The sequence below is a fragment of the Ramlibacter sp. bp-362 genome, from assembly GCF_054956735.1.
This window is the reverse complement of the sequence record NZ_JBUDXE010000002.1, coordinates 137254-158305: the sequence shown is the minus strand read 5'-3', so window position 1 is coordinate 158305 and position 21052 is coordinate 137254. Positions and strand designations below refer to the sequence as shown.

Genomic DNA, 21052 nt, shown 5'->3' with positions numbered 1-21052 from the left:
TCAGCGGGCGTCGGTGCGGCGCGCCGCGCGGCTGGCCAGCCAGCCCGCGCCGAGCACGCCGGCGATGCACACAGCATACGTGCTCCAGCGCGCGATTGCATGGGGGTCGAACACGGCATCGAGCAGCGGCTCGCCGATGATCATCTTGGCGGCCGTGAAGGCCAGCACGGCGGCGCCCAGCTGGATGATGATGGGGAAGCGCTCCACCAGCTTCAGCACGATGCTGCTGCCGAACACGACGATGGGCACGCTGATCAGCAGGCCCAGCACCACCAGGTCGATGGCGCCGTGCGCGGCGCCCGCCACGCCCAGCACGTTGTCCACGCCCATCAGCGCGTCGGCCACGACGATGGTCCGCATCGCGCCCCAGAAGGTGCTGGCGACGGGGCCGTGCTCGTCGTTGCCGCCGTCCTCGGCGATCAGGCGGTAGGCGATCCACAGCAGGCCGGCGCCGCCCAGCGCCATGAGGCCGGGGATCTTCAGCAGCCAGACCACGCCGATCGTCATCAGCGAGCGCACGGCGATGGCGCCGACGGTGCCCCAGACGATGGCCTTGCGTTGCAGGTTGGGGGGCAGGTTGCGCGCGGCCAGCGCGATCACGATCGCGTTGTCGCCGGCGAGCACCAGGTCGATGAGGATGATGGCCGCCAGCGCGGACCACCAGGCGGCAGAGAGGAATTCCATGCAATAGCTCCGTTCGGACTGGGTTGCGCCCGGCGCGACGGATCGGAGCTTTGCGGCAGGAAAGCGGCAGGGGGCTTCGATCCGGGCCGCACCGGGCCCGATCGAAGGTCTTGCTCGGCGCGGCTGGCGCCGCGCCCGGCCCGCCGGAAGCCGAGGCTTCGTATTGACGACGGGCCGAAATGGGAGCTACTCCCCTTCGCTGTGCAGGATTAGAACACAAGGCTGCCCGATGCGCAGCCCGGCGCGGCTATCATGCCCAACCGCTCCCCCGCCGCAGTACCCTTGCCTGAGCCATGGCCGGCATCCACATCACCGACATCGAAGCCGCCATCAACCACTGGCGCGCCCGCAAGCCCTCGCCCGACGGCGTGACGCTCGCCCCGGAGCTGCGGGCCCTGGCCGAGGTGTACGCGCTGATGGTGTACTACCGCGAGGACGAGGCCGACGAGGCGAGCTTCCCGGCCGCGGCCTACGCCGCCTGGAAGGCCTGGTTCGACACGCAGCCCGACACCCCCTGCATCGCCATCTGCTCCACCAGCCAGGGCGACGCCGAGTGCAAGGGCTGCGGCCGCAGCTTCGAGGAGGTGCAGCGCTGGACCGAGATGACGCCGGCGCAGAAGCGCCAGGCCTGGCGCCGCATCACGCTGCAGGGCGACGCGTGGCGCTTCAACCGCTACGCCGAGCGCGCCGCCGAACGGGCCGGCCCCGCCGCGGCGGACCGGCAGACCTGACCGTGCGCCGCGTGCGGCAGGCGCCGAACCTCGCTATCGCGACCCTCTGGGCCGACGTGCTGCGCGAGGCCGGCATCGCCGCCAGCGTGCAGCGGCAGTTCCTCTCCAGCGCCGCCGGCGAACTGCCGCCGGACCAGTGCCTGCCGGAAGTCTGGGTCCTGCACGAGGAGCAATTCGCCGCGGCGACCGCGCTGCTCGATGAATTGCTGAGCCTGCCGCAGCGGCGCTGGCGCTGCGCCTGCGGCGAACTGGTGGAGGGCGGGTTCGAGTCGTGCTGGAACTGCGGGCGCGCGATGCCGTGAATCCGCGGTGGGGTTCGCCTGCGGCTCACCGCCACCCTACGGGGACAGTGACGCCGCCGCCCGTAGGGTGGCGGTGAGCGCAGCGAACCCCACCGCAACTACTTCCACCGCACCGGCTCGAGATCGACATGCCGCTGCCCGTTCCCCAGCATCAACGCCCCCTCCTGCACCGTCGCCTGCAACTGCATCGAGCGTTCGGCGAGCTGCGCGAGCGCCTGCGCCGCGTCCGCCGGGATGCGCCACACCGACAGGTTGGAAAGCCGCGTGAGCTTGTTCTCGATCCCGCGCCACCACACTTCGGCCGCGTGGTGGAAGGCGTAGACGGCGACCTGCTCCGATTGCCGGCAGGCCTTGGCCAGCGCCACGTCGTCGGGCTGGCCGACCTCGATCCACAGGCGCGTGGCGCCGGTGAAGTCGCGCAGCCAGGCGTCCGGCTCGTCCGGGTCCGACAAGCCCTTGCCGAAGGCGAGCGTGCCGTCGCCGCCGCAGGTGGTCTGCAGTTCGTGCGCGTGCAGGGCGAGCGCGGCCAGCCGCACCATCATGCGTTCGTCGGTCTCGCTCGGATGGCGCGCCAGCGTCAGCGCGTGGTCGGCGTAGTAGCCGTGGTCGATGTCGGCGACGGCGAGCTGCGCCTTGAAGACGGTGGACTTGAGGGCCAAGGTCAGCAGCGCCGCGCGAGTTCGGCGGCCTTGCCGATGTAGCTGGCGGGGGTCATGGCCAGCAACCGGTCCTTCTCGGCCTGCGGGATGTCGAGCGAGCGCACCAGCGCATGCAGGTCGGCCGCCGCGACGGTCTTGCCGCGCGTCACTTCCTTCAGCTTCTCGTAGGCGCCGTGCACGCCGTAGCGCCGCATGACGGTCTGGATCGGCTCGGCCAGCACTTCCCAGGAGGCGTCGAGGTCAGCCTGCAGCGCTTCCTCGTTCAGCTCCAGCTTGCCCAGGCCGATGCCCAGCGAATGCCAGCCCAGGACCGCATAGCCCAGCGCCACGCCCATGTTGCGCAGCACCGTCGAATCGGTGAGGTCCCGCTGCCAGCGCGAGACCGGCAGCTTCTCCGCCAGGTGCTTCAGCAGCGCGTTCGACAGCCCCAGGTTGCCTTCGGCGTTCTCGAAGTCGATGGGGTTGACCTTGTGCGGCATCGTCGACGAACCGATCTCGCCTTCGCGCAGCCGCTGCTTGAAGTAGCCGAGGCTGATGTAGCCCCAGGCGTCGCGGCACCAGTCGATCAGCACCGTGTTGGTGCGCGCGACCGCGTCGAACAGCTCCGCCATGTAGTCGTGCGGCTCGATCTGGATGCTGTAGGGCTGGAAGGTGAGACCGAGGCCCAGCGGCTCGGGCGTTTCCACCACCTTGCGCGCGAAGGCTTCCCAGTCGAAGTCGGGCCAGGCGGCGAGGTGGGCGTTGTAGTTGCCGACCGCCCCGTTCATCTTGGCCTTGAGCTTCACCGCCGCGACCTGCTCGCGCGCCGCGGCCAGGCGCACGACCACGTTGGCGATCTCCTTGCCCACGGTGGTCGGGCTGGCGGTCTGGCCGTGCGTGCGGCTCAGCATCGGAACGGCCGCGTGCGCGTGCGCCATCTCGCGCAGCTTGTCGACCAGCCCGTCCAGCGCCGGCAGCAGCACGTGCTCGCGCGCGCCCTTCAGCTGCAGCGCGTGGCTGGTGTTGTTGATGTCCTCGCTGGTGCAGGCGAAGTGGACGAACTCGCTGGCGGCGCGCAGCTCGGGCCGGGCCTCGAACTTCGACTTGATCCAGTACTCGACCGCCTTCACGTCGTGGTTGGTGGTCTTCTCGATCTCCTTGATCGCGGCGGCGTCCGCCTCGGAGAAGTTCTTCACCAGCCCGAGCAGGTAGGTGCGCGCACCCGGCGTGAGGGGCTTGAACTCGGCGAACCCGGCGTCCGAGAGGGCGATGAACCAGCACACCTCCACCTGCACGCGCTTGTGCATGTAGCCCTGCTCGCTCATCAGCGGGCGCAGGGCGGCGAGCCGCGCGGCGTAGCGGCCGTCCAGCGGCGACAGCGCGGAAATCGGGGAGAGGGCCATGCCCGAATTGTAGGCGGCGCGACGAGGGGGCTTTCCCCGTGCAGGCTGTCGCAGGTGCACGACAGCGGTCAAGATCCGTTCCCCTAGAATGATTCCGTCCCCCTCCCTCCCCATAACTCGAACACGGCAGGCAGCGCCCATGAAGTTGATCGGATCCCTCAGCAGCCCTTACGTGCGGAAGGTTCGCGTCGTGATGGCCGAAAAGAAGCTGGACTACCAGTTTGTCGAGGAAGACGTGTGGGCGGCCGACACGGGCATCATGCAGTCCAACCCGCTGGGCAAGGTGCCCTGCCTGGTCATGGAAGGCGGCGAGGCGCTGTTCGACTCGCGCGTGATCGTGGAGTACCTGGACACGCTGTCGCCGGTGGGCAAGCTCATCCCCGCCGTGGGCCGCGAGCGCGCCGAAGTGAAGACCTGGGAAGCGCTCGCCGACGGCGTGCTCGACGCGCTGGTGCTCGCGCGCCTGGAAGCGCACTGGTCGGGCCGCCCGAAGGCGCAGCGCTGCGACGCGTGGATCGAGCGCCAGCTTGGCAAGACGCAGGCGAGCCTCAAGGCGATGAGCCAGGGCCTGGGCGACAAGCCCTTCTGCGCCGGCATCTACCTGAGCCTGGCCGACATCGCCGTCGGCTGCGCCCTGGGCTACCTTGATTTCCGCTTCCCCGAGATCAACTGGCGCGCCTCCTACCCCAACCTCGGCCGCCTGCAGGACAAGCTGATGCAGCGTTCGAGCTTCGCCGAAAGCGTGCCGGCCTGAGGCGCCCGCAGCCCTCATGAAAAACGCGCCCGAGGGCGCGTTTTTCGTTCCGAATAAAAATTGCTGCGAAGCGCCCCGTGACGAAGGAGGGAGGGAGGGAGGAGGAGAAGAGTCGCCTCGGGATTGCATCCGGATCCGGTCCGGACGGCTTCGCAGCAAGCAAAAGTGAAACCGGGAATCCTGCCTCTGGGGGATGGACTCGTCCGCAGCGCCCCGGGTTCCGCTCGGGGCCGTAAATTTTTGTGAACCGCTCAGTGCGCGGCCAGCTGCTGCTCCAGCGCCTTCACCAGGTCCGGGTCGTCCGGGCGCGTGAGGCTGCTGTATTGCGCGACCACCTTGCCGTCGCGCCCGACCAGGTACTTGTGGAAATTCCACAGCGGCGCGCGGCCGGTGGCGGCCGCCAGCTCGCGGAACAGCGGGTTCGCGTCGCTGCCGCGCACGGCGCTCTTGCCGAACATGGGGAACTTCACCCCGAAGGTGTTCTCGCAGAAGTCCGCGATCTCCTTGTTGCTGCCGGTCTCCTGCGCGAAGTCGTTGGAGGGAAAGCCCAGGACCACCAGGCCGCGCTCGCGGTAGCGCGCGTACAGCTCCTCCAGGCCCTTGTACTGGGGCGTGAAGCCGCAGTAGCTGGCGGTGTTGACCACCAGCAGCACGCGGCCGGCGTACTGGCACAGGGGCTGGGGCTTCTCGTCCTGCAGCCGCGGGAAGGTGTGCTGCAGCAAGGCCGGGCAGGCGGCGGCGCCGGCGGCCGCGGCGGGCAGCGGGGCCGCCAGCGCGAGCAGGGCGGCCATCAGCAGGGAAGCGGGCGCGTTCATCGGCGAATCATGGCCGCTCGCCGCCCGCGGCGGGGGATTGTCCTTGCGCGACAGCCGGTGGTCGGGAGCCGCCCGGCAGTCCGCGCTTCCGCATCCTAAAATCGGGGGTTCACGAAACCACGCTGCCATGCTGTATCCGGAACTGTTCAAGCAACTCGAGTCCGTCCGCTGGGACATGGACAAGGACATCCCCTGGGATCGCTTCGACGCCTCCCTCCTGTCCGAGGAGCAGGCGCAGACGATCAAGATGAACGCCATCACCGAGTGGTCGGCCCTGCCGGCCACCGAGATGTTCCTGCGCGACAACCGCGACGACAGCGACTTCTCCGCCTTCATGTCGATCTGGTTCTTCGAGGAGCAGAAGCACTCGCTGGTGCTGATGGAGTACCTGAAGCGCTTCCGCCCCGACCTGGCGCCGACGGAGCAGGAACTCCACGAGGTCCGCTTCGAGTTCGACCCGGCGCCGGCGCTCGAGACCCTGATGCTGCACTTCTGCGGCGAGATCCGCCTGAACCACTGGTACCGGCGCGCCTCGGAATGGCATACCGAACCGGTCATCAAGCACATCTACCAGACGCTGAGCCAGGACGAGGCCCGCCACGGCGGCGCCTACCTGCGCTACATGAAGCGGGCGATCAACAACTTCGGCGTCGAGGCCAAGGCGGCCTTCGCCAAGGTGGGCGTGCTCATGGCCAGTGCGCGCCGCACGGCGCAGGCGCTGCACCCGACCAACCTGCACGTGAACAAGGCGCTGTTCCCGCGCGACACCATCCAGTCGCGCGTGCCCGACCCGGAGTGGCTGGAGCACTGGCTGGACAAGCAGATCGCCTTCGACGCCGTCTGGGAAAGCAAGGTGGTGGAGCGCATCCTGCACAACATGAGCCTGCTGATGGACCGCAGCTTCAAGAGCGTGCAGGAGCTCAATCGCTACCGCAAGGAACTGCAGGCCAGCCTGGGCGGCGGCGCCGCGCCGGCCACCGCGTGAGCGGCCCGGCCTTCCTGGACAAGATCGTCTCCCGCCGCGACGCGGCGCTCCGCATGGCCGGCCTGCCCGGGCCGGTCGTCTTCACCAACGGCGTGTTCGACGTGCTGCACCGCGGCCACGTCACCTACCTGGCGCAGGCCCGCGCCCTGGGGGGCAGCCTGGTGGTCGCGCTCAACACCGATGCCTCGGCGCGGCGCCTGGGCAAGGGGCCGGACCGGCCGCTGAACGCGGAGCACGACCGCGCCATCGTGATCGCGGCGCTGGAGTCGGTGAGCCTGGTCACCTGGTTCGACGAGGACACGCCGGTGGAGCTGCTCGCGGAACTGAAGCCGCAGGTCTACGTGAAGGGCGGCGACTACGACATGCGCCAGCTCGCCGAGACGGCGCTGGTGGAAGGCTGGGGCGGCCGGGCGCTGGCGATTCCCTTCGTCGACGGCTATTCGACGACGGCGCTGGTGCGGCGCATCCGGTCCGCGGGCTGAGCGCTCAGTGGCCGGCCGGCTCCCAGAGCCGGTCGTAGCGCGGCGAGCCCCGGACGACGGCCAGCGACCAGTCCTGCAGCGTTGCGTCGGGCCGCTGCGCATCCGGCGCGCCCACGGCCGAGGTCCCGAGCGCGAGCCGGTCGCCCGGCACCCGGATCCCGGCCACCTCCAGCAGCGTCGGGAAGAGGTCGAAGGGCAGGAATTCGGCGGTGTTCGGCTGCGGCAGGTCCTCGCCGACGAACAGGTTGAAGATACTGCGCCGGTCGCCGGCCTGCTGCAGCTGCGGCCACACGGGATTGGGCACGGCGAGATGGTCGCCCACCACCACGATCGCGGTGTCGGCGAGGTAGCCGCGCTCGCGGGCGAAGGCGATGAATTCCGCGATCTGGCTGGCGGCGCAGGACACGATGCCCTCGAAACGGGTCGCGCCGCGCGCGCGGCAGCCGGGCGACAGCAGGCCGGAGGGATTGTGCGTGTCCAGCGTGAGCACCGTCAGGTTGAACGGGTGGCCCGCGGCGTGCAGTTCCTCCAGGCGCTTGCGGGCCCGCGCGAACAGGGCGTCGTCGTAGAGGCCCCAGGCGTTCAGTTCGCCGCGCTTCACGCCGGCCCGCTCCCACTCTTCGCGGCCCCAGGTCTCCGCGTAGCCGTGGTCCTGCAGGAAGCGCCCCTTGCCTGCGAACGACAAGGGCGCCCCGCCCAGGAACACGTTGCGGTAGCCGTGCGCCTGGAGCACGTCGCCCAGGCAGGTGGCGCCCGCGAGGAAGGCCTTGCCCGGCCCCTGGTCGCGGATGTCCACCTGCGCATAGACCTTCAGCGGCACGCCGCACTGCGTGGCGACCATGCCGGCGATTGTCCAGGTCGCGCCGGCCGCGGGCCGGTAGCGGCCCAGGGGCTGGCCGCCGGCCTGCCGCAGCGGCGCGAGCAGGTCGCGGCCGAACACGCCGCTGTCGCCGTAGGTCGCTTCCAGGCTCTCGGCGTAGATCAGCACGAGGTTGCGGCGCTGCTGCTGCACGAGCGCCACCGACGCGGGCTCGACGTACTGCTGCGCGAAGCGGTCCGGCTCCAGGTAGGCGGCCGCGTAGCTGGCGAGCGAAAACTGCGCCGCCAGCGCGACCAGCGCGCCGGCGCCCAGCGCCGCCGGGACGGCGCGAAGCGCCCTGCGCCACCAGCCGTCCAGGCGCGGCGCCGCCCAGGAATGCAGCAGCGTGGCCACGGCCGCCAGCACGGACGGCACCAGCAGCACCTGCACCGCGCATTCCACGAAGAAGACCTGGCCGAGCACGAAGGCGGCCTGGTCGGCATAGCGCACGTGCCAGAGCGCCTGCTCCATGGTGACGTCGCCGAAGGCGTCGCGCAGCCAGTGCGCGAGCCCCAGCGCGCAGAACGCGGCGAGGTAGGCCGCGAAGCGCAGCGGCAGGCGGGGATCGCGGGGCATGCGCGCCGGTATACCCGCGTCCGGCCCGCCGGCCAAGCGCGAATCGTCAGGCGGCGCGCGCACGGTCGTGGCCGGTCTTGCGCCAGCGCGCCACCCGCCGCCGCACGAAGCCTTCCGTGTCGTCGATGAACTCGAACACGACCGGGACCACCAGCAGGCTCAGCACCGTGGACGTGAACAGCCCGCCGATGACGGCGATCGCCATCGGCGAGCGGAAGCTCGGGTCGGCGGCGCCCAGGCCGATCGCGATCGGCATCATGCCGGCGCCCATGGCGATGGTCGTCATGATGATCGGCCGGGCCCGCTTGTGGCAGGCGTCCAGCAGGGCCTCGAAGCGCCCGAGGCCGTGGTCGCGGCGGGCGACGATCGCGTACTCCACCAGCAGGATGGAGTTCTTGGTCGCGATCCCCATCAGCATGATCAGGCCGATCAGCGAGGGCATCGAGAAGCTCTTGTGCGCCAGCAGCAGGCCGATGAAGGCGCCGCCCAGCGCCAGCGGCAGCGCGCTCAGGATCGTGACGGGGTGCAGGAAGTCCTTGAACAGCAGCACCAGCACGATGTAGATGCACAGCACGCCCGTGAGCATCGCCAGGCCGAAGCTGGCGAACAGCTCGCCCATCATCTCGGCGTCGCCCACCTGCACCACCTTCACGCCCGCCGGCAGGTTGCGGATGGAGGGCAGGTTCTGCACCGCCTCGGCCACCTCGCCCAGCGGCTGGCCCGAGAGCTCGATCTCGAAGTTGATGTTGCGCAGGCGGTCGTAGCGGTCGATCACCGCGGGACCGCCGGTGAGTTCCACCGTCGCGACCTGGCCCAGCATCACGGGGCCGCGGCTGCCCGGCACCGAGAGGCGCTCCAGCGTGCGCAGGTTCTTGCGCGCATCGTCGTTCAGGCGCACGACGATGGGCACCTGCCGCTGCGCGAGGTTCAGCTTCGGCAGCGCCACGTCGTAGTCGCCGGTGGTGGCGATGCGCAGCGTGTCGCCGATCGCCTGGCTGGTCACGCCCAGGTCGGCCGCCCGCGCGAAGTCGGGCCGCACGACGACCTCGGGCCGGATCAGGCTGGCGGTGGACGCGATCTGCCCCAGGCCGGGGATGGTGCGCAGGTCCTTCTCCACGGCCACGGCGGCGGCCGCGAGGGTCTTCGGGTCCTCGCCCGTCAGCACCAGGATGTACTTCTCCCCCGAGCCGCCCAGGCCCACCTTGCTGCGCAGCCCGGGCAGCGGCACCAGCACCTCGCGGATCCGGTCCTCGATCAGCTGCTTGCGCGGACGCTCGCCGCGGTCTTCCAGCAGGATGGTGAGCGTCGCCTTGCGCGTCTCGGCGGCGCCGGTGCTGGCGAAGGGATCGCCGCCGGCGCTGCCGCCGCCGATGGTGGTGTAGACGCTCTGCACGTGCTTCACGCGCATGACCGCCTGGCGCGCCTGCTCCGCCGCCGCGCGCGTCTGCTCCAGCGTCGAGCCGGGCGGCAGCTCCAGGTAGACCTGCGTCTGCGAGTTGTCGTCGGGCGGGATGAAGCCGGTGGGCAGCAGCGGGATCATCGCCACGGAGGCGAAGAAGAACAGCGTCGCCAGGCCCAGCGTCTTCCAGCGGTTGCGCATGCTCCAGTCCACCCGGCGCATGTACCAGCGCATCCAGGCCGGGTCCTCGTGCGCCGCCGCCGAAGGCTTGAGCAGGTAGGCGGCCATCATCGGCGTCAGCATGCGCGCGACCACCAGCGACGCGAACACGGCGAGCGAGGCGGTCCAGCCGAACTGCTTGAAGAACTTGCCGGCGATGCCGCTCATGAAGGCCGTGGGCAGGAACACCGCGATCAGCGTGAAGGTGGTCGCGATCACCGCCAGCCCGATCTCGTCGGCCGCCTCCATCGCCGCCTGGTAGGGCGTCTTGCCCATGCGCAGGTGGCGCACGATGTTCTCCACCTCCACGATCGCGTCGTCCACCAGGATGCCGATCACCAGCGACAGCGCCAGCAGCGTGACGATGTTGATGGTGAAGCCGAGCAGGTGCATGCCGATGAAGGCCGGGATCACCGACATCGGCAGCGCGACGGCCGAGACGAAGGTGGCGCGCCAGTCGCGCAGGAACAGCCACACCACCACGACGGCCAGGATGGCGCCCTCGTACAGCAGGTGCAGCGAGCCCTCGTACTCCTCCTCGACGGGCGTGACGAAGTCGAAGGCCTGCGTCAGCTGGAGGTCGGGGTGCTGCGCCTTCAGCTCCGCCAGCGCGCGGTGGACGGCGGCGCCCACCTCCAGCTCGCTCTCGCCGCGGCTGCGCGAGACCTCGAAGCCCACCACCGGCTTGCCGTCGAGCAGCGCCGCCGAGCGCGGCTCGGCGATCGTGTCGCGCACCTCGGCGACGTCGGACAGCCGGATCGTGCGGCCGTTGCCCAGCGACAGCTGCAGCTGCGCGATCTCGCGCGCCGTCTGCACGGTGGCGAGCGTGCGCACCGGCTGCTCGCCGCTGCCCACGTCCGCCCGGCCGCCGGCGCTCTCGGTCTGCACCTGGCGCAGCTGCCGCGAGATCTCCGCGGCCGTGGTGCCCAGCGCCTCGATCCGCAGCGGGTCGAGCGCCACCCGGATCTCGCGGGTGACGCCGCCCACGCGGTTGACGGCGCCCACCCCCGGCACGGCCAGCAGCTTGCGCGAGAGGTCGTTGTCCACGAACCAGGACAGCGCCTCGGCGTCCATGCGCGGCGAGGCGATGGTGAAGGCGAGCATCGGCTGGGTGGCGAGGTCCAGCTTGTTGACGATCGGGTCGCGCACGTCCGCCGGCAGGTCGGAGCGCACCCGCGCCACCGCCGAACGCACGTCATCCACCGCCTCCTGCACGGGCTTCTCCAGGCGGAACTCGACGATCAGCGTGACCACGCCGTCCTGCACCTTGGTGGTGATGTGCTTCAGGCCCTGGATGGTGGCGATCGCGTTCTCGATCTTGCGCGCGACGTCGGTTTCCAGCTGCGCCGGCGAGGCGCCGGGCAGCGCCGCCGTGACCGTGACGGTCGGCAGGTCGATGTCCGGGAAGTTCTGCACCTTCATCGCGTGGAAGGACAGCAGGCCGCCGAACGTGAGCAGCACGAACAGCATCACCGAGGGGATCGGGTTGCGGATCGACCAGGCCGAGAAGTTGACCATGGGGACTTCCTCAGCGGGTCGCGGAGGCGGCGGAAGCCGCGGCCGATGCGGCCGATGCCGCGGCGGACGCCGCCGATGCCGCCGCCGAAGCGGCCGATGCCGGCGCGCTCGCGGCGCTGGCCGCCGGTGCCGGCGTTCCCGCGGCAGCGCCGGCCACGCGCACGAGGTCGCCCTCGTTCAGGAAGCCGCCGCCGCTCGCCACGATGCGCATGTCCGGCGTGAGCCCCGACAGGATCTGCACCCGGTCGCCCTCGATGCGGCCGATCTGCACCTTGACCTGGGCCACCCGGTTGTCGGGCAGCACGCGCAGCACGTAGTTGAAGCCCTCGCGCACCACCAGCGCCTGCTGCGGGACGGTGAGCGCCGGCTGCGCGCCCAGGTCGAACTCGCCGCGGGCGTACATCCCGGCGCGGGCGCTGCCGGCCTCGGGCCCGGGCAGCGGCCGCACGTCCACGTAGACGATGGCGATGCGCGTCTGCGGGTCCACGGTCGGGCCGATCGTGCGCACGCGGCCCTCCAGCCGGGCGCCGCTGGGGGCGGTGACGATCGCGTGCGTGCCGACCGTGAGCTTGGGCAACTCGGAGGACGTCACCTCCGCGCGCCATTCCAGCCGGCCCTTGCGGATCAGGCGGAACAGCTCGGTGCCGTTGCCGACCACGGCGCCGACGGTCGCCGTGCGCGCCGAGATCACGCCGTCGTCCGGCGCGTGCACCTGCGTCTGGTTCAGCCGCACCCGCTGCGCCTGCAGCTGCGCGCGCGCTGCTTCCACCCGCGCCTGCGCCGTCTTCTCCGCCGTGAGGTACTGGTTGATCTGCGAGGCGCTCATCGCGCCGGTCTGCTGCAGCGTGCGCGCCCGCGCCGCGTTGTTGGCGGCGTCGGCCGCGGCGGCCTCGGCCTCCGCGAGCGCCGCCTGCGCCTGCGCCGCGTCGGCGCGCACCGTGTCGGCGGCGAAGCGCGCCAGCACCTGGCCGCGGCGCACGCGGTCGCCCACGTTGACCAGCACCTCGCTGATGCGCAGGCCGCTCGCTTCCGCGCCGACGCTCGCTTCCTGCCAGGCGGCGAGGTTGCCGTTGGCCGCGAGCGTGACCGGCAGCATCGTCTGCTGCGGCGTCACGACCTCGACCGTCAGTGCGGGCCGGGGGGCTTCCTTCTTTTCTTCCTTGTCGCCGCAGGCGGCGAGCAGCGCCGCGAGGGCCAGGACGGCGGTGGCGGCTTTCACTGCGGGCATCACGTTCGTCTTTCCTTCTTCTTCTGTCGTGAGTTCAGGGCTGTCCGGCCACGTCGGCGCCGGGTCGCTCCCAGCCGCCGCCCAGCGCGCGATAGAGCTGGATCCAGGCGGCGATGCGTTCGCGCTGCAGCGACACCAGGTTGGTCTCGGCCGCGAGCGCCACGCGCCGCTGGTCCTCCAGCTCGATCAGGCTGCCCAGGCCGCTGCGGTACAGCGCCTCGGTGGCGGCGAAGGACGCGCGGTAGCCCTCGACGGCCGCGCGGGCGTCGGCGCTGCGCTCGCGCGCGCTCTCCAGCCGCACCAGCGCCTCCTCCACTTCGCGCACGGCCTGGCGCACGGCGGCGCGGTACTGCGCCACCGCCTCGTCGTAGCGGGCGACGGCGGCGTCCTGCGCCGCGGCGCGCCGGCCGGCGTCGAACAGCGGCAGGCTGAGCGCGACCGGGCCGATCTGCCAGGTCTGCACGCGGGTGTTCTCGCCGGCCACGTGGACGATGCCGTTGGCGATCTGGCCGCTGAGCGTGAGGCGCGGGAACAGGTCCGCGCGGGCGGCGCCGACGTCCGCGCTCGCCGCCGCCACCGCCCGTTCGGCCTGGTAGACGTCGGGCCGCTGCGCCAGCAGCGCCGCCGGCACCGAGGCGACCTTCAGCAGGGCGAAGCCGTCGGGCTCGGTCCAGCGCGCATCGAGCTTGCGCCGCAGTTCCGGCTCCGCCATGCCGGTGAGCGCCACCAGCGCCTTCACGTCCAGGTCGCACTGGGCCTGCTGCTGCTTCGCGCGGCCCGCGCCTTCGGCGGCGCTGGCGCGCGCCTGCGCCGCCACCGCGGGCGCCGTGAAGCCGGCTTCGGCGCTCAGGCCGGTGAGGCGCGCCGACTCGGCGCGCGAGCGCGCGTCGTTGCGCGTGACGGCCAGCAGCCGCTCGCAGGTGCGCAGGTCGACGTAGGTGAGCGCCGTTTCGGCGGCGACGGCGACGCGGGCCGCGTGCCAGCCGGCCTCGGCGCCGGCGAGCCGCTCGCGTGCCGCGTCGGAGCGGGCCGCGAGCCCGCCGAACAGGTCGGCTTCCCAGGCCACCTGCACGCCGGACTGCACGATGGTGGACAGCGGAACGCCGGCCTGCGCATTGCCGCGCGTCGCCGACAGCGTCGCGTCGACCGTGGGCAGCTCCGCCGCCCGCGCCGCCACGCGCGTCGAGCGGGCCTCGGCGATCCGCGTGCCGGCGCTCGCCACGTCGGGGCTCGCGTCCTGCGCGGCGTCGACCAGCTCCACCAGCAGGGGGTCGTTGAACTGCTGCCACCACTTGTGCAGGTCGGCCAGCGTGCCGTCGTGCGGCAGCGGCGCGTACCAGCGCGGCGGCGCCGGGTCGGGGACCGATGCGGGAGGACGGGGCAGGGCGCAGCCAGCCAGCGACAACAACAGCCAGGCCGCCGCCGCAAGGGGGCGCAGGAGCTTCATGCCTGTTCAGCGGAAAGCCTGCCAGCCTACCACCGGCCGCACGGCCGCGGTGCCGGGCTCAGGCGAAGACGTGTCGCCAGAGCGCCAGGATGGCGTCGCGCTCGGTCGCGAGCTGCTCCTGCGGCACCTGCGTCGCCTGCTCGTTCAGCCGCGCCTGGTGCTGGTGGCGGCGCAGTTCGCGGTAGGCGCCGGCCGCCGCCTGCCCCACGCCCGCCGGCAGCAGCCCGGCCGCCTCGGCGCGCTGCAGCAGCGCGATGTTGCCCACGTTGGGGATCAGTTCCGGATGCCGCGCCGACTGCGACAGCACCAGGAACTGCACGGCGAACTCCGCGTCCACCATGCCGCCCGGGCTGTGCTTCAGGTCGAAGCGGCCCGCCTTCACCGGATGCGCGCCACGCACCTTGTCGCGCATGGAAACAATTTCGCGCTGCAGCGCGGCCACGTCGCGCGGCGCCGTGATCACCGCCTGCCGCACGGCATCGAAGCGGGGGCGCAGCGACTCCAGGCCGACCACGAAGCGGGCGCGCGTCATGGCCTGGTGTTCCCAGGTCCAGGCGGTGTTGCTGCCGCGGCGCTGCTGGTAGTCGTCGTAGGCCCGGAAGGTCGTGACCAGCAGGCCGGAGCTGCCGTTGGGGCGCAGCGCCGTGTCGATCTCGAACAGGTCGCCCTCGGCCGTCTTGGTCGACAGCCAGGTGATGATCTTGCGCACGTAGGCCGCGTAGGCGTCCGGCGCCCGCTCGTCCTCGTCCTCGTAGACGAACACGATGTCCAGGTCGCTGCCGTAGCCCAGCTCCTTGCCGCCGAGCTTGCCGTAGCCGAGGATGGCGAACAGCGGCGTGTCGCGGTGCCGCTGCTTCAGGCGCTCCCAGCACCAGCGCGCCGTGATCGCCAGGGTGGCGTCGGCGAGCGCGCTCAGTTCGTCGGCGACCTGCTCCACCGTCAGCACGCCCTCGACGTCGCGCGCCAAGGTGCGGAAAAGCTCCGCGTGGTGGGCCCGGCGCAGCAGGTTCAGCAGGGTCTCGTCGTCGTCCTCGCCGGTGATCTGCAGCGAGCGCTTCCGGTGTTCCAGCTCGCGCTGGAAGTCCTCGGCGGCGAAGCGCTCCTTCAGCAGGCCGTCGCTCGCGAGTTCGTCGATCACGCCCGGGTGCTGCATCAGGTAGCGTGCCGGCCAGCGGGCGGCGCCCAGCAGGCGCAGCAGGCGTTCGTGCACGGCGGGGCGCTCCCACAGCAGGGCGAGGTAGCTCTCGCGGCGCAGCAGCGGCTCGATCCAGTCGGCCATGCGGATCGCCGCCTCCTCGCTGACGCGGCCCTCCTGCAGCCACACGCCGGTGCGCGCGATGAGGCGCGACAGCCGATGCCGCGCGTCGTCGCGCAGCGCCATCACGCGCGGCTGCTTGCACCAGGCGTGGATGCGCTGCTGCAGCTGGGGCGGCAACTCTTCGAGGATGGTGTCCAGCTCCGGCGGCGGCTTCGTGCCCCTGGGGCCGTTGCAGCCGCGGCATTCCTGGGCGCCGCCCAGGAGCTTGTCGAATTCCTCGGCGACGAACTCGCGGTGCCGGTCCAGCTCGTGCAGGAAGGGGCAGCAGTCCGCGTAGCCCATGGTCCTGGCGATCCACGCCAGGTCGGAGCCGTCGTCGTCGTCGCGGCAGCCCATGGGCAGCACGTGCGTCTGCTGGTCGTCGAGGTACTGGATGCGGTGTTCGACCTGGCGCAGGAAGGTGTAGGCCGAAGCGAGCGAGGCGGCGGTCTCCCGCGACATGAGGCCGGCCGCGGCCAGGCGCTCGAGCGCCTGCAGCGTCGGGCGCGTCCGCAGCTCGGGGAACTGGCCGCCGCGCACCACCTGCAGCAGCTGCACGGTGAACTCCACCTCGCGGATGCCGCCGCGCGACAGCTTGACGTCGTTGGCGCGCTCGGGCCGGCCCGCGGCGCGGCGCGCGGCGTGCTCGCGGATCTGCCGGTGCAGGCTGCGCAGCGCGTCGAAGACGGCGTAATCGAGGTAGCGGCGGAACACGAAGGGCAGCACGACGCCGCGCAGCGCCTGCGCCGAGCCTTGCTCCACGCAGCGGCGCGGCGCCACCACGCGGCTCTTGAGCCACGCGAAGCGTTCCCATTCGCGCCCCTGCACCTGCAGGTAGTCCTCCAGCGCGCCGAGCGACACCGCCGACGGGCCGGAGTTGCCGTTCGGACGCAGCGCCAGGTCGACGCGGAACACGAAGCCGTGCTCGGTCACCTCGCCGACCAGGCCGTAGATGCCCTTGACCGCCTTGGCGAAGTACTCGTGGTTGCTGATGCGCCCGCGGCCGTCGGGCGTGCCGGCCGTCTCGCCGTCCTGGTCGTACACGTAGATCAGGTCGATGTCGCTCGAGACATTGAGCTCGCGCGCGCCCAGCTTGCCCATGCCCACGACCCAGAGCTCGGCGCGGGCGCCTTCGGCCGTGCGCGGGGCGCCGTGCACGGCGTCGAGTTCGCGGAAGGCCTCGGTGCAGGCGACGTCCAGCGCGAATTCCGCCAGGCAGGTGACGGCGCCGGTGACCGTCGCGAGCGGCGCCTGCCGGTCGCAATCGAGCGTGACCAGCCGCTCCATCACCAGCTGCCGCAGGATGCGCAGGGCGGCGCCGACGGGGTGGCCGCGCGCGCGCAGCGCCTCGTAGGCGGCGGCCATCCCGGCCGGATCCGGCGCTCCGGCCGGCAGCAGCGCGAGCTCGCCGGCATAGCGGCGCCGCAGGCGCTGGACGAAGCGCGACTGCCCGGACAGTGGAATATGTCCGGTGGCGGCGTCCTCCGTGGTGGCCAGGCCCCCGTTGTCGGAGGTTGCGGCACCGTCCGCGCCGGAACCGGTCGCAGCGCCCACGGTCATAATTCCCGCCAGTCCGATGTTTTCATGAATGCGACGCCGCCGAATCCCTCACGCACGCTGAGGTTGTTTGCAGCAGCGGCCAAGTGGTCCCTGTGGCTGCTGCTGGCCGCGTCCTTGCTGCTGGTCCTCGCGTGGGGTGCGCTCCATGGATTCATTGTGCCGCGAATCGGCGAGCTGCGCCCTGCGCTGGAATCCCGGGCCAGCCGGATCCTGGGGGTACCGGTGCGCATCGGCGCCATCAGCGCCCGCAGCGAGGGACTGTTCCCCTCCTTCACCCTGCACGACGTGGTGCTGCTGGATCCGCAGGGGCGCGAGGCGCTCGCCCTGCCGGTCGTCCAAGGGGCGCTGTCGCCCCGGTCGCTCTGGAACCTGGGCTTCGAGCAGCTGCTGATCGAGCAGCCGCGGCTGGACATCCGCCGCGCGCCCGACGGCCGCATCTTCGTGGCCGGCCTGGACTTCTCGCGCACCAGCGACAGCGAAGGGCGCGCCGCCGACTGGTTCTTCCGCCAGACCGAGTTCGTGATCCGCGGCGGCTGGGTGCAGTGGACGGACGAACAGCGCGGCGCCCCGCCCCTGGTGCTGACGCAGGTGGACTTCGTCTCGCGCAACCACGCCCTGCGCCACCTGCTGCGCCTGGACGCGACGCCGCCGCCGGAATGGGGCCGGCGCTTCACGCTGCAGGGCGTGTTCCGCCAGCCGCTGCTGTCCCGGCACCCGGGCCGCTGGCAGCAGTGGGCCGGCGAGCTGCACGCCGACTTCGCCGCCGTGGACCTGTCGCAGCTGCGCCGCCACGCGACGCTGGGAGTGGACATCGCGCAGGGCCACGGGCGCCTGCGCGCCTGGGCCGACGTGGAGAAGGGGCATGTGGTGGGGGGCACGGCGGACGTGGTGCTCTCCGACGTGATCGCGAGCCTCGGCCCCGAGCTGCCGCCGCTGGCGCTGCAGTCGCTCTCGGGCCGCCTGGGCGGCAAGCGGCTGGCCGGCGGCTTCTCCTTCCAGACGCAGGACCTGCAGTTCCTGGCGCAGGACGGCCAGCGCTGGCCGGGCGGCAACGTCGCCGTGACCTGGACCGGCCCCGAGGGCCAGGCGCCCGCGCGCGGCGAGCTGCGGGCCGACCGGCTGGACCTGGGCGCGCTCAGCCAGCTGGCGGCGCGCCTGCCGCTCGGAACGGCGACGCATGCGGCCCTGGAGGCCTATGCGCCGCGCGGCCTCGTCGATCGCATCCAGGTCCGCTGGCAGGGGCCGCTCGATGGCCTGCAAACCTACGAGGCGCACGGGCGCGCGAGCGGCCTGGAGATCGCGGGCCGCTACGAGGAAGGCAAGGTGGGCACGCCGGGCGTGCGCGGCGCCAGCCTGGACTTCGACCTGACCCAGGCCGGCGGCCAGGCGAAGCTCGCCATCGCCGACGGCGCGCTGGAATTCCCCGGCGTGTTCGAGGAGCCGCTGCTGCCGCTGGACACGCTGGCCGCCGACCTGCAGTGGCAGGTGAAGGGGCAGCAGCTGGCGCTGAAGGTCGACAACCTGAAGTTCGCCAACGCGGACGCGCAGGGCGAGGCGCAGGGCAGCTGGCGCACCGGCGACCCGCGCAAGGCGGGCGGCGCGCGCTTCCCCGGCACGCTGGACCTGCAGGGCAGCCTCGGCCGTGCGGACGGCACGCGCGTGTGGCGCTACCTGCCCCTCTCGGTGCCCAAGGCGGCGCGCGACTACGTGCACCAGGCGGTGCAGGCCGGCGTGGCCACCGGCACGAAATTCCGGGTCAAGGGCGACCTGAAGCAGTTCCCCTTCGCCGACCGCAAGGGCGGCGAGTTCCTGATCACCACGCAGGTGCGCGACGTGCGCTATGCCTACGTGCCGCGCGGCCTGCAGCCCGGCCCGGCGCAGTGGCCGGCGCTCGACGCGCTGGCCGGCGAGCTGGTGTTCCAGGGCCAGGGCATGCGCGTGCAAGGCGCCACCGGCCGCGTGCAGGGGCTGCCGCGGCTGCAGGTGCAGGCGGATGCGCAGATCCCGGACTTCCACCATCCGCAGGTGCTGGTGCAGGGCCGGGTGCAGGGCCCGCTGGGCGACGCGCTCACCGTGGTCGACACCTCGCCGGTCGCCGGCATGACGAACCAGGCCCTGGCGCACGCGAGCGGCAGCGGCCCGGCCGACGTGGGCCTGCGCCTGGCGCTGCCGCTGCACGACCTCGCGCACTCGCAGGTGCAGGGCACGGTCACGCTCGCCGGCAACGACGTGCAGGTCAGCGCCGACAGCCCGCTGCTCACGCGCGCCCGCGGCGCCGTGCAGTTCTCGGAAAAGGGCTTCCAGCTCGCGGGCGTGCAGGCGCGCGCGCTGGGCGGGGACGTGCGGCTGGAAGGCGGCACCCGGGCCGGCGCGGCCGGCGAGCCGGCCACCGTCGTGCAGCTGCGCGCCCAGGGCACGGCGACGGCCGAAGGCCTGCGGCAGGCGCACGAGCTCGGCTTCCTGTCGCGGCTGGCGCGCGACTTCTCGGGCAGCACCGGCTACCAGCTGGCGCTCGCCTTCCGGCGCGGCACGCCCGAGGTGCTGCTCACCAGCAGCCTGCAAGGCCTGGCGATCCAGCTGCCGGCGCCGCTGAACAAGCCGGCCGAAACGGCGCTGCCGCTGCGCTTCGAGACGGCGCTGACGCGCGAGTCGCTGGCCGCCGGCGCCCCGGTGCGCGAGCTCCTGTCGCTGGACCTGGCGCGGGTGGCGAACGTGCGCTACCTGCGCGACCTCTCCGGCAGCGTGCCGCAAGTCCTGCGCGGCAGCATCGGCGTGGGCCTGGCGCCGGGCGAGAGCGTGGCGATGCCGGAGGACGGCGTCATGGCGAACGTGCAGCTGGGCGCCTTCAACGTGGACGCCTGGGACGAGGCGCTGGCGCGCGTGATGGGCACGCAGGCTTCCGCCGGCGCGAGCCCGGACCGTTCCGAGGCCGGCAGCGGCATGGCCTACCTGCCGACGGTGCTGGCGCTGCGCGCCCGCGCGCTGAGCGTGGAGGGCCGCACGCTGCACGACGTGGTGGCCGGCGGCTCGCGCGACGGCCGCGTGTGGCGCGCCAACGTGGACGCCGCGGAGCTCAATGGCTACCTGGAATACCGGCAGCCGCAGAACGCGGGGGCCGGCCGGCTCCATGCGCGGCTCGCGCGGCTGAACATGGCCGCCTCGGCCGCCAGCGACGTCGAGAGCCTGCTGGAGCAGCAGCCGGCCAACATCCCGGCGCTGGACGTCGTCGTCGACGAGTTCGAGCTGAAGGGGCGCAAGCTCGGACGTCTGGAGATCGACGCCGTCAACCGCGGCCCCGGCACGGTGGCGCGCGAGGGCGGCATCCGCGAGTGGCGCCTCAACAAGCTGAGCCTCACGATGCCGGAGGCGAGCTTCTCGGCCGCCGGCAACTGGGCCGCGCTCGGCGCGCAGGCGGCGGCGCCCGGCGGTCCGCGGCCCGTCGTGCCCCCGGGCGAGCGCCGGCGCACCTCCATGAAGTTCCGCCTGGACATCGCCGACGCCGGCCAGCTGCTGGCGCGCTTCGGCATGAAGGACGTCGTGCGGCGCGGCAGCGGCCAGATGGAAGGCACCGTGTCCTGGATGGGCTCGCCGATGGCGCTCGACTATCCCACCCTCACCGGCAGCTTCCACGTGGACCTGGCGCGCGGCCAGTTCCTGAAGGCGGAGCCGGGCCTGGCCAAGCTGCTGGGCGTGCTGAGCCTGCAGTCGCTGCCGCGGCGGCTGACACTCGATTTCCGCGACGTCTTCAGCGAGGGCTTCGCCTTCGACTTCGTGCGCGGCGACGTCGCCATCGCGCAGGGCATCGCCGCCACCAACAACCTGCAGATGAAGGGCGTGAACGCCGCGGTGCTGATGGAGGGGCAGGCCGACATCGCGCGCGAGACGCAGGACCTCAAGGTGGTGGTGGTGCCCGAGATCAACGCGGGCACCGCCTCTCTCGTCGCCAGCGTGATCAACCCCGCGATCGGGCTCGGCTCCTTCCTCGCGCAGATGTTCCTGCGGCAGCCGCTGATGCGCGCGGCCACGCAGGAGTTCCACGTGGACGGGACCTGGACCGACCCGCGCGTGACGCGGGTGCCGCGCTCGGGCGCGCCCGAAGCCAGCGGCGCGCCGCCGGCGCCGGCCGAGGCCGACACGCGCTGACACCGGAGGACA

Annotated in this window: 15 protein-coding genes; 6 read left to right on the top strand and 9 right to left on the bottom strand. The window is 72.1% G+C overall.

The window, feature by feature from the left end; genetic code table 11:
• Entirely contained in the window at positions 1-684 is a 684-nt protein-coding gene (locus ACY0MJ_RS03230; protein ID WP_462636837.1) for a TerC family protein, read from the bottom strand.
• 293 nt (positions 685-977) lie between these two features.
• Here ACY0MJ_RS03230 and ACY0MJ_RS03225 point away from each other — a divergent pair, with 293 nt between their 5' ends.
• Together ACY0MJ_RS03225 and ACY0MJ_RS03220 are read left to right on the top strand one after the other, a co-directional pair.
• A complete protein-coding gene (locus tag ACY0MJ_RS03225; RefSeq protein ID WP_462636836.1) occupies positions 978-1415 on the top strand; it encodes a DUF3717 domain-containing protein in 438 nt (145 codons plus the stop codon).
• Between the two features lie 2 nt (positions 1416-1417).
• Entirely contained in the window at positions 1418-1717 is a 300-nt protein-coding gene (locus ACY0MJ_RS03220; RefSeq protein WP_462636835.1) for a putative signal transducing protein, read from the top strand.
• 98 nt (positions 1718-1815) lie between these two features.
• On the opposite strand, the gene ACY0MJ_RS03215 is transcribed toward ACY0MJ_RS03220, so the two are convergent.
• Positions 1816-2376: a YaeQ family protein gene (locus tag ACY0MJ_RS03215; protein WP_462636834.1), complete on the bottom strand. Its 561-nt coding sequence runs from the start codon at positions 2374-2376 to the stop codon at positions 1816-1818.
• A 2-nt stretch (positions 2377-2378) separates the two neighbouring features.
• Positions 2379-3758, bottom strand: coding sequence for an adenylosuccinate lyase (purB, locus tag ACY0MJ_RS03210; RefSeq protein WP_462636833.1), 1380 nt, complete (start codon positions 3756-3758; stop codon positions 2379-2381).
• Between the two features lie 139 nt (positions 3759-3897).
• On the opposite strand from purB, the gene ACY0MJ_RS03205 reads away from it, so the two are divergent.
• The gene (locus ACY0MJ_RS03205; protein ID WP_462636832.1) at positions 3898-4512 is read left to right on the top strand and encodes a glutathione S-transferase N-terminal domain-containing protein; all 615 of its coding nucleotides are present in this window, start codon (positions 3898-3900) and stop codon (positions 4510-4512) included.
• Positions 4513-4763: 251 nt separating this feature from the next.
• Here the strand turns inward: ACY0MJ_RS03205 and ACY0MJ_RS03200 are convergent, their stop codons facing one another.
• A complete protein-coding gene (locus ACY0MJ_RS03200) occupies positions 4764-5327 on the bottom strand; it encodes a glutathione peroxidase (RefSeq protein ID WP_462636831.1) in 564 nt (187 codons plus the stop codon).
• A 127-nt stretch (positions 5328-5454) separates the two neighbouring features.
• On the opposite strand from ACY0MJ_RS03200, the gene ACY0MJ_RS03195 reads away from it, so the two are divergent.
• Both ACY0MJ_RS03195 and rfaE2 read left to right on the top strand, forming a co-directional pair.
• Positions 5455-6312, top strand: coding sequence for a ferritin-like domain-containing protein (locus ACY0MJ_RS03195; protein WP_462636830.1), 858 nt, complete (start codon positions 5455-5457; stop codon positions 6310-6312).
• A gap of 53 nt (positions 6313-6365) precedes the next feature.
• On the top strand, positions 6366-6794 hold the full coding sequence (gene rfaE2 / locus ACY0MJ_RS03190) for a D-glycero-beta-D-manno-heptose 1-phosphate adenylyltransferase (protein ID WP_462637092.1): 429 nt from the start codon (positions 6366-6368) through the stop codon (positions 6792-6794).
• A gap of 4 nt (positions 6795-6798) precedes the next feature.
• Here the strand turns inward: rfaE2 and ACY0MJ_RS03185 are convergent, their stop codons facing one another.
• The 5 genes from ACY0MJ_RS03185 to glnE are packed head-to-tail and all read right to left on the bottom strand — an operon-like array spanning position 6799 to position 16834.
• On the bottom strand, positions 6799-8229 hold the full coding sequence (locus ACY0MJ_RS03185) for a sulfatase-like hydrolase/transferase (RefSeq protein ID WP_462636829.1): 1431 nt from the start codon (positions 8227-8229) through the stop codon (positions 6799-6801).
• A 46-nt stretch (positions 8230-8275) separates the two neighbouring features.
• On the bottom strand, positions 8276-11365 hold the full coding sequence (locus ACY0MJ_RS03180) for an efflux RND transporter permease subunit (protein ID WP_462636828.1): 3090 nt from the start codon (positions 11363-11365) through the stop codon (positions 8276-8278).
• Between the two features lie 10 nt (positions 11366-11375).
• Positions 11376-12593 carry an efflux RND transporter periplasmic adaptor subunit gene (locus ACY0MJ_RS03175; protein ID WP_462636827.1) on the bottom strand — a complete coding sequence of 406 codons (1218 nt, stop codon included), beginning with the start codon at positions 12591-12593 and terminating at the stop codon, positions 11376-11378.
• 34 nt (positions 12594-12627) lie between these two features.
• A complete protein-coding gene (locus ACY0MJ_RS03170) occupies positions 12628-14040 on the bottom strand; it encodes an efflux transporter outer membrane subunit (protein ID WP_462636826.1) in 1413 nt (470 codons plus the stop codon).
• 58 nt (positions 14041-14098) lie between these two features.
• Positions 14099-16834, bottom strand: a complete 2736-nt coding sequence (gene glnE, locus ACY0MJ_RS03165; RefSeq protein WP_462637091.1) for a bifunctional [glutamate--ammonia ligase]-adenylyl-L-tyrosine phosphorylase/[glutamate--ammonia-ligase] adenylyltransferase — start codon at positions 16832-16834, stop codon at positions 14099-14101.
• A gap of 87 nt (positions 16835-16921) precedes the next feature.
• Here glnE and ACY0MJ_RS03160 point away from each other — a divergent pair, with 87 nt between their 5' ends.
• Entirely contained in the window at positions 16922-21040 is a 4119-nt protein-coding gene (locus ACY0MJ_RS03160; RefSeq protein WP_462636825.1) for a YhdP family protein, read from the top strand.
• Positions 21041-21052: the final 12 nt, after the last annotated feature.

Bases quoted from the DNA above. Each gene is read 5' to 3' on its own strand.
- ACY0MJ_RS03230 (WP_462636837.1), bottom strand. From the start codon at position 684: ATGGAATTCCTCTCTGCCGCCTGGTGGTCCGCGCTGGCGGCCATCATC.
- ACY0MJ_RS03225 (WP_462636836.1), top strand. From the start codon at position 978: ATGGCCGGCATCCACATCACCGACATCGAAGCCGCCATCAACCACTGG.
- purB (WP_462636833.1), bottom strand. From the start codon at position 3,758: ATGGCCCTCTCCCCGATTTCCGCGCTGTCGCCGCTGGACGGCCGCTAC.
- ACY0MJ_RS03205 (WP_462636832.1), top strand. From the start codon at position 3,898: ATGAAGTTGATCGGATCCCTCAGCAGCCCTTACGTGCGGAAGGTTCGC.
- ACY0MJ_RS03200 (WP_462636831.1), bottom strand. From the start codon at position 5,327: ATGAACGCGCCCGCTTCCCTGCTGATGGCCGCCCTGCTCGCGCTGGCG.
- ACY0MJ_RS03195 (WP_462636830.1), top strand. From the start codon at position 5,455: ATGCTGTATCCGGAACTGTTCAAGCAACTCGAGTCCGTCCGCTGGGAC.
- rfaE2 (WP_462637092.1), top strand. From the start codon at position 6,366: ATGGCCGGCCTGCCCGGGCCGGTCGTCTTCACCAACGGCGTGTTCGAC.
- ACY0MJ_RS03185 (WP_462636829.1), bottom strand. From the start codon at position 8,229: ATGCCCCGCGATCCCCGCCTGCCGCTGCGCTTCGCGGCCTACCTCGCC.
- ACY0MJ_RS03180 (WP_462636828.1), bottom strand. From the start codon at position 11,365: ATGGTCAACTTCTCGGCCTGGTCGATCCGCAACCCGATCCCCTCGGTG.
- ACY0MJ_RS03175 (WP_462636827.1), bottom strand. From the start codon at position 12,593: ATGCCCGCAGTGAAAGCCGCCACCGCCGTCCTGGCCCTCGCGGCGCTG.
- ACY0MJ_RS03170 (WP_462636826.1), bottom strand. From the start codon at position 14,040: ATGAAGCTCCTGCGCCCCCTTGCGGCGGCGGCCTGGCTGTTGTTGTCG.
- ACY0MJ_RS03160 (WP_462636825.1), top strand. From the start codon at position 16,922: ATGAATGCGACGCCGCCGAATCCCTCACGCACGCTGAGGTTGTTTGCA.